This is a genomic window from Azospirillum sp. B506, from assembly GCF_000333595.1.
GTDB lineage: Bacteria > Pseudomonadota > Alphaproteobacteria > Azospirillales > Azospirillaceae > Azospirillum.
This window is the reverse complement of sequence record NZ_BADK01000352.1, coordinates 1-6,951: the sequence shown is the minus strand read 5'-3', so window position 1 is coordinate 6,951 and position 6,951 is coordinate 1. Positions and strand designations below refer to the sequence as shown.

The following is a 6,951-nucleotide window of genomic DNA, read 5'->3' as shown; positions in this document are numbered from 1 at the left end:
ACCCGCCCGCCTTTGTCAGCACCCGGCAGGCGCCGCACATGGTAGGCGCCCATGATGTCCATGGCGGTGGCCAGCGTGTCAGTGTCGCGGCAGCTGAACAGCGAACTGGACATCACCTCGCGCACCCGCATCCGCCTGTTGTCACCACCCTCCGCCACCACCCGAAACAGAATGTCGCGGTCGGTGACGATGCCCACGAGGTCGTCGGCAGACCCGACCGGCAGCGCGCCGACATCCAGTTCCCCCATCAGCGTGGCGGCGTCCTGGACGGTGGCCTCCGGCGAGATGAACTCCAGTGCCTTCGCCATGATCTCGGAAACCAGCACGATCACGATCCTCGTCGTTTGGAATTTTGGCAACGGAGGCCCTCAGCCGCTCAACGGCCAGACAGTGACGATCAGCCAGGTGCCCAGCGCCAGGATGATCAGCGACAGCGGCACCCCCAACCGCGGATAGTCGGCGAAGCGATAGCCGCCCGGCCCCATGACCAGCGTGTTGCATTGGTGGCCGATGGGCGTCAGGAAATCGCTGCCGGCACCGACGGCCACCGCCATCAGGAACGGATCGGGGCTCAGCCCCAGCTGCTGCGCCACGCCGGCGCCGATGGGCGCCATCACCAGCACGGTCGCCGCGTTGTTCAGGAAGGGCGTCACCGCCATCGCCGCCGCCATGATCAGCGTGACGCAGGCCACCGCCGGCAGGCCGCGCGCGGCATCGGCCAGGAGGGTTGAGATCAGCTGCGTCGCCCCGGTGCTCTCCAGGGTTCCGCTGACCGGGATCAGAGCCGCCAGCAGGACGATGATCGGCCATTCCACCGCATGATAGGCATCCTCGACGCTCAGCACGCCGGTGACGATCATCGCCGTTGCCGCCGCCAGGAAGGTGACCGCCAGCGGCGCCAGATGGAAGGCGAGGACCAGCATCGTGATGACGAGGATGCCGACCGGGACCCAGACCGGCCGGCGCCGGCCGATCTGCAGCCGGCGTTCGGCCAACGGGATCAGGTTGGCATCGGCCAGCGCATCCGGATAGCGCTCCGCCGGCACCTGCAACAGCAGCAGGTCTCCCTCCCTGAAGATCACATGGTGCAGGCGCCGGGCGATCCGCTCGCCGGTCCGGCTGACCGCCAGCAGGCTGACGCCGAACCGCCGCCGCAGATCGAGTTTGCGGTCGGAATGGCCGGCCAGCGGCGAGTCCGGCGTCACCACTGCCTCGACCGCCAGAAGTTCGCCCTCCACCCCTTCCAGGATGCCCAGCGGCTCCAGCGAGGCGCCCTGGACGAGGCGCTGCAGGGCCGGGGCGTCGCCCTCCAGAACCAGCACATCGTCGGCCATCAGGGTCCAATGCCCGTCGGGCACATAGCGGCGGAAGCGCTCGCGGATCAGGCCGATCACCTGCGCCTCGCCCTCCGCCAGGGCCTCGACATCGCGGACGGTGCGTCCGACGAAGGACGACCCCGCCGGCAGCCTCATTTCGCTGGCGTAGTTCTCGACCGCGAAGGTCTCCTCCGCCGACCGCGCCCCGCTGCGGTCCTGGGGCAGCAGCCGCCAGCCGACCATCAGGAACAGCAGCCCGACCACGGTGATGCCCAGCCCGACCGGCAGATAGTCGAACATGGAGAAGGGCTGGCCGACGATCTCCGTCCGCACGCGCGAGACGATGATGTTGGGCGAGGTCCCGACCAGCGTCATCAGCCCGCCCATCAGCGAGGCGAACGCCATCGGCATCAGCACCCGGTGCGCGCCGGTGCGGTGGCGCCGGGCCAGCTGCATGGTGATCGGCAGGAAGATGGCGAGCGCGCCGATGTTCTTCATCAGCGCCGACATGAAGGCGACCGCCCCGCAGAGGAAGGCGATCTGCCGCGTTGGCGTGCTCAGCGTCGCCGCCACCGGCCGCGCCAGCGCATCGATCACGCCCGACCGGGCGATGCCGGCGCTGACGATCAGGGCTGAGGCGATGATGATGACGATGTCGTCGGCAAAGCCGGAAAAGGCCTCCTTCGCCGGGACCAGCCCCAGGAACACGCCGGCCAACAGGGCCAGCACCGCGACCACGTCGAAACGCCACCTGTTCCAGACCAGCATCGCCACCACGATGCCCACCAGCGCGAAGGCCATGAACTGCTGAAGGGTCATCGGGGGTCCGTTCGTCGAGAGCGCCCGATGGTAACCCCGCACACACGGCCGCGTTCCCGCAGCGGCCGCACTCGAACACGCATGGCCGCTATTGAAGTCCCCACCCTTTCCGACCTACCCACTCCGCCCCACCGCGCGGCCGCCCGCCTTCATGCCGCGACGGCGCGCCGGTCCCGTCCCGCGGTCTTGGCCGCATACAGCGCCCGGTCCGCCGTCGCCAGCAGCTGGTCCAGCGTGCTTCTCCGCCCGGCCACGCTGATGCCGATGCTGACGGTGACGGTCAGCAGTCCGCCGGGGACCGGCACCCGTGCCTGACGGACGTCCGCCAGCAGCCGCTCGGCGATGCGGTCCGCATTGGCACCGTCGGCGCCCGGCAGGACGATGGCGAACTCTTCTCCTCCCAGCCGTCCGATCAGATCGCCGCCGCGCACCGCCGTCCCAAGAATGCCGGCGAGCACGCGCAGCACATCGTCGCCGGCCTGATGGCCGAACCCGTCATTGATCGACTTGAAGTGATCCGCGTCGATCATCAGGATGCTGGCCGTCCCGCCCCGCCGCCATTCCTCCTCCAGCAATACCGTGCCGCGCTCCATGAAGGCGCGGCGGTTGAGCAATCCGGTCAGCGGATCCAGGTTGGCGAGCTGCCACAGCCTTTCCTCCTGCAGCTTGCGTTCACGGATGTCGCGCAGAACGCCGACATAGATCGACCCGTCCTCGCTGTGGGATACGCCGAGCGTGAGTTCGACCGGGAATTCCGCGCCGCTGCGGTGCCGCGCCACCAGTTCGCGGACAGCACCCGCCTGTCCCGATCCGCTGTTCGCAAAGCCCTCGGGATCCCAATGATCGTTCAACCGACTGGGCACCAGCAGATCGATGCTTCTGCCGTTCATGTCGGCGTCGGCATAGCCGAACAGCGCGGTCGCGGCGGGATTGAGAAACTGGATCCTGCCGAAGCCGTCCACCACCAGCATCGCATCGCGCGCCGTCGTCACGAAGGCAGTCAACCGCGCTTCGCTGCGCTGGAGGGCCGTTGTGCGCTCGGCAACGCGCTTTTCCAAGCTGGCATTCGCCTCGGCCAACTCCTGCATTGCCCGGCGCCGCCGGGTGACCTGCCGGTAGAGAATGACCGACAGCGCCGCTCCACCGCCGCAGAGCACGAGGTCCAGCACGAAAAAGACGGGCAGGCGGCTGAGCCATCCCGCAATCGCTTCCCCTGTTTCGATGTTGGCCGCCGCGATGATCCCATAGCGCGGACTGGCGCGATAGGCGCCGGGGCCGACGATCCCCGGCAAAATGGAGCCTCGCGTCGTGGTGACGATGGCCGCCGGGTTCTGCGCCTGGTGAAGGAACAGCGGCCAGTCGCGAGCGGAGCTGCCGAGACAATCGTTGCTGGGCAGGCAACCGAACAGGAAACCGGCGGGAGAGACGATTGCCGCCTGCATGCCTTCCGGCAAGGGCGAGGCTTTCAGCATCGCGAAGAAGATGTCCGGATCGACAGCCGCGGTGACGATCCCGACGAAGCGTCCGAACCGGTCCTCGACGCGCCGGCTGACCGGCACCATCCATTCTCCACTGATCCGGCTGACCACCGGCTTTCCAATGAACAGGATATCCGCCCCACCGGTGAGGTGATGCTGCACGAAATCGTGATCGGTCAGATCGAGGGATGCGGGATGCGGGGAGCGCGAATCGTATGCGAGGTGTCCGTCCGGCGAAACGACGAAAAGACCCCGCAAGCCTGGGGTGATCCGGTGCTGATGAACCAGCAGGCGGTGGATGTCGGCCGTTTCAGGATCGTTGATCCGCACGGATATCCTCATGAATTCCGACACCACCGACATGGTGCGGTCGGCGATGTCCATCACCTCGTCCATATGTTCGGCACTGTGGGAGGTGGCGAGCGAAGCCACATCGGCCATGGCCTGCACGTCTGCCCGCCGCTCCGCCGACAGCAGGCCGCCGAACACACCGTTCAGCAGGACAATCAGTCCAAGGGTCGTGCCGGCCCAAACCCGCTTCATGTCACCCCACCGCACAGCGTCCGAAGACGACAATGCCGGGCGACAGATCGCGGCCGCAATTGGGAGGGACCGCAGGTGCCTCCATCCGGCGGACGGCGCAGGACAGCACAAAACAGCGCCGGTCGGGAAAAGGCGGAAGAGTGTGGGGCGGCTCACATCCCGGAATCCGGCGCTTGGGTAGGGTCTGTTCATCGGCAACACGCCGCGCCCCGCGGCCCCGAACCTGGAGACAGACCATGATCCGCACCACCCTGCTGACCGGCTTCGCTTCTCTCGCCCTGTTCGCCGCCCCGGCGATGGCCCAGAACATCTCCGACATCTCCAACACCGCGGCCGGCATCGGCAACACCGCCAACCAGAGCGCGCTGGTCATGCAGAAGTCCAAGGGTCCTTTCGCCGGCCCGAACACCGCCAGCGTGTCCAACCTCGCCGCCGGCATCGGCAATACGGCCGAACAGGGTGCCTTCGTGAAGCAGCGCAGCGGCGGCCTGTTCAACGGCGGCTCGTCGGCCACAATCGGCAACACCGCCGCCGGCATCGGCAACAACGCCGGCCAGATGGCCACGGTGATGCAGCGGAGCGGCGGCCTGCTGAGCGGCGGCTCGGTCGCCACTGTCGGCAACGCGGCGGCGGGCATCGGCAACACCGCCCTGCAGAGCGGCACCGTGCTGCAGCGGTCGGGCGGCCTGATCGGCCCCTTCAACCACAGCTCGATGCAGAACCTGTCGGCCGGCGTCGGCAACTTTGCCGGACAGAGCGCGCTCGTGAAGCAGCGCTGACCGCCCCCTCCTCCCGGCTTCCTCCCTGACCTCGCTCCGGCCGGCAACGGCCGGAGCATTTTTCTGCGCAGCGCCTCTCTCCGCAATCCCGCGGGAAATCCGCCGGCGGTTGTGGGGCAGCTCACAGAAGCCATGCAGGCGCTTCACTAAGCTTTCCACCAGGACACCACCAGGACCACGGGCGCGGAAGCCCGACGCCCCGTCCCCAACCGAAGGAACCCTCGCCATGATCCGCACCTATGTTCTGGGCACGCTCGCCGCCATGCTGCTCGCCACCCCCGCCCTGGCGCAAAACAAGCCCGCTGCCGGCCCCGGCATGCCGTCAATGATGGCGGTGCCCGGGCTGGTCAGCACCAACGTCGGCAACGCCACCAATGTCGGTGCCGGCATCGGCAACTCGGCACAGCAGCAGGGTGTTTTCCTTCAGGGCGGGGGCGGCGCTCCCATCCACGGCGTCAGCCCGCTGGTCAGCACCAATGTCGGCACTGCCACCAATGTCGCCGCCGGAATCGGCAACAGCGCCGGTCAGAAACTGCTGGGCATCCAGGGCAGCGGTGTCCAGGTCGGGTTGAACTTCAGCGGCCGCGGTCCCCTGGTCAGCACCAATGTCGGGGTCGGCACCAACGTCACCGCCGGGATCGGCAACAGCGCCGCCCAATCGCTGACCGGCCTGCGCCGCTGAGCGATCCCTTCCCCTCCAACCCGGGAGGCCACCGATGCCGACGCTCCCGACACTCCTCGCCGTCGCGGCACCCGCCCTGTTGTTCGCGGTCATGGCTGCCCCGGTGCAGGCCGACTCCCTCTCCTGCCAGACCGTGAACGGCAAGACCGTCTGCATGCGGGGGTCGGGAACGCTGAGCTGCGTGACGCACAACGGCCGGACCCGCTGCACGGCCACCCCGTCCGACCCGCAGTCGGAGGTCGTTCCCGATGCGCAGGCCGACCAGCTTTCCCGCCCGGCGGCCCCCGATCTGCGCAGCCTCCTCGACCGCAAGGGCTTCCCCTTCGACCATCGGGCACATTCCCTGACCCTGGAGGACGACGACGACCCGGACATCGATTGATCCCCCAACCGACCCCCGAACCGGAGAAACAGCCATGTCCCGCCTCCTGATCCTGTCACTGACGCTCGCCACCATCGCCACGGCACCTGCCTTCGCCGCATCGCCGAGCCTGTCCGACACGCAAACCCTCCAGCAGGGCCCCGCATCCGGCCCCCCCGGTGACCAGGGCCGGGCGCTGAACCCGCAGCCGCTGCCACCCTGAGAAATTCTCCGCTGCCCACACCCCATGGACCCACCACGCGAAAAAGGGCGACCGGCCAATGCCGGCCGCCCTTTGCGCGTTCGCCATTCACACGAACGGAGCAGAAGTGCCAAGGACGGCCTACCGCCTTTGACAGTGGGGGACGGTTCGGTTGCCGGCGTAGCATGCGCGGGTTGGGACCGCCCGCATCTTCAGCCGAAGCTCAGCCAAGGGGGCAGCCGTGACCGCGATACGGATCAATTTCGACAAGGATCTCGTCCTCGCCGGGCATTTCCTGCTCAAGCATCTGGAGCGGGAGGAGCGGCACCGGCTGGCGACCGCCGCCCGGCTGTCCCACCACCAGCGCGGCGCCATGATCTTCCAGAAGGGCGATCCCGGCGACAGCATGATGGCGGTCATCCGCGGCCGGGTGAAGATCTGCTGCCATTCGATGGACGGCAAGGAGCTGGTGCTGAGCATCATCAACAAGGGCGGCCTGTTCGGCGAAATCGCCCTGCTGGATGGCGAGCCGCGCACCGCCGACGCGGTGGCGCTGGAGGAAACCGACCTGCTGGTGCTGGACCGCTCGCAGCTGATGCCGGTGCTGACGGCACGGCCGGATCTGGCTTTCCGTGTCATCAGCGTGCTGTGCAAGCGGCTGCGCCAGACCAGCGAGCATCTGGAGGAACGCTGTTCCTCGAAGCCCCCTCCGCTTCGCCCGCGCCCTGAAACGGCTGGGCGACGCCTTNGCAAGCCGGGGGCGGAGGGGCT

8 protein-coding genes are annotated in these 6,951 nt (G+C 68.1%); 5 read left to right on the top strand and 3 right to left on the bottom strand.

Annotation, left to right across the window (positions count from 1 at the left end):
• The 3 genes from I71_RS10850 to I71_RS10840 form a co-directional block, all read right to left on the bottom strand.
• Positions 1-326, bottom strand: a 326-nt coding sequence (locus I71_RS10850; RefSeq protein WP_244433756.1) for a CBS domain-containing protein, incomplete at its 3' end; no start/stop codon positions are given.
• Between the two features lie 42 nt (positions 327-368).
• Positions 369-2,135 (bottom strand): SLC13 family permease, encoded by a 1,767-nt coding sequence (locus tag I71_RS10845; RefSeq protein ID WP_042694815.1) that lies wholly within the window; start codon positions 2,133-2,135, stop codon positions 369-371.
• A gap of 149 nt (positions 2,136-2,284) precedes the next feature.
• Complete coding sequence (locus I71_RS10840; RefSeq protein WP_042694812.1) at positions 2,285-4,156, bottom strand: diguanylate cyclase; 1,872 nt, start codon at positions 4,154-4,156, stop codon at positions 2,285-2,287.
• A 236-nt stretch (positions 4,157-4,392) separates the two neighbouring features.
• On the opposite strand from I71_RS10840, the gene I71_RS10835 reads away from it, so the two are divergent.
• The 5 genes from I71_RS10835 to I71_RS37320 form a co-directional block, all read left to right on the top strand.
• Positions 4,393-4,935: a hypothetical protein gene (locus tag I71_RS10835; protein ID WP_042694811.1), complete on the top strand. Its 543-nt coding sequence runs from the start codon at positions 4,393-4,395 to the stop codon at positions 4,933-4,935.
• Positions 4,936-5,161: 226 nt separating this feature from the next.
• Entirely contained in the window at positions 5,162-5,617 is a 456-nt protein-coding gene (locus tag I71_RS10830; RefSeq protein WP_042694809.1) for a hypothetical protein, read from the top strand.
• Positions 5,618-5,651: 34 nt separating this feature from the next.
• Complete coding sequence (locus tag I71_RS10825) at positions 5,652-5,999, top strand: hypothetical protein (RefSeq protein WP_042694807.1); 348 nt, start codon at positions 5,652-5,654, stop codon at positions 5,997-5,999.
• 34 nt (positions 6,000-6,033) lie between these two features.
• Positions 6,034-6,201 (top strand): hypothetical protein, encoded by a 168-nt coding sequence (locus tag I71_RS38245; protein WP_159107369.1) that lies wholly within the window; start codon positions 6,034-6,036, stop codon positions 6,199-6,201.
• A gap of 220 nt (positions 6,202-6,421) precedes the next feature.
• The coding region (locus I71_RS37320) for a Crp/Fnr family transcriptional regulator (RefSeq protein WP_148294211.1) at positions 6,422-6,951 on the top strand (530 nt) is incomplete at its 3' end.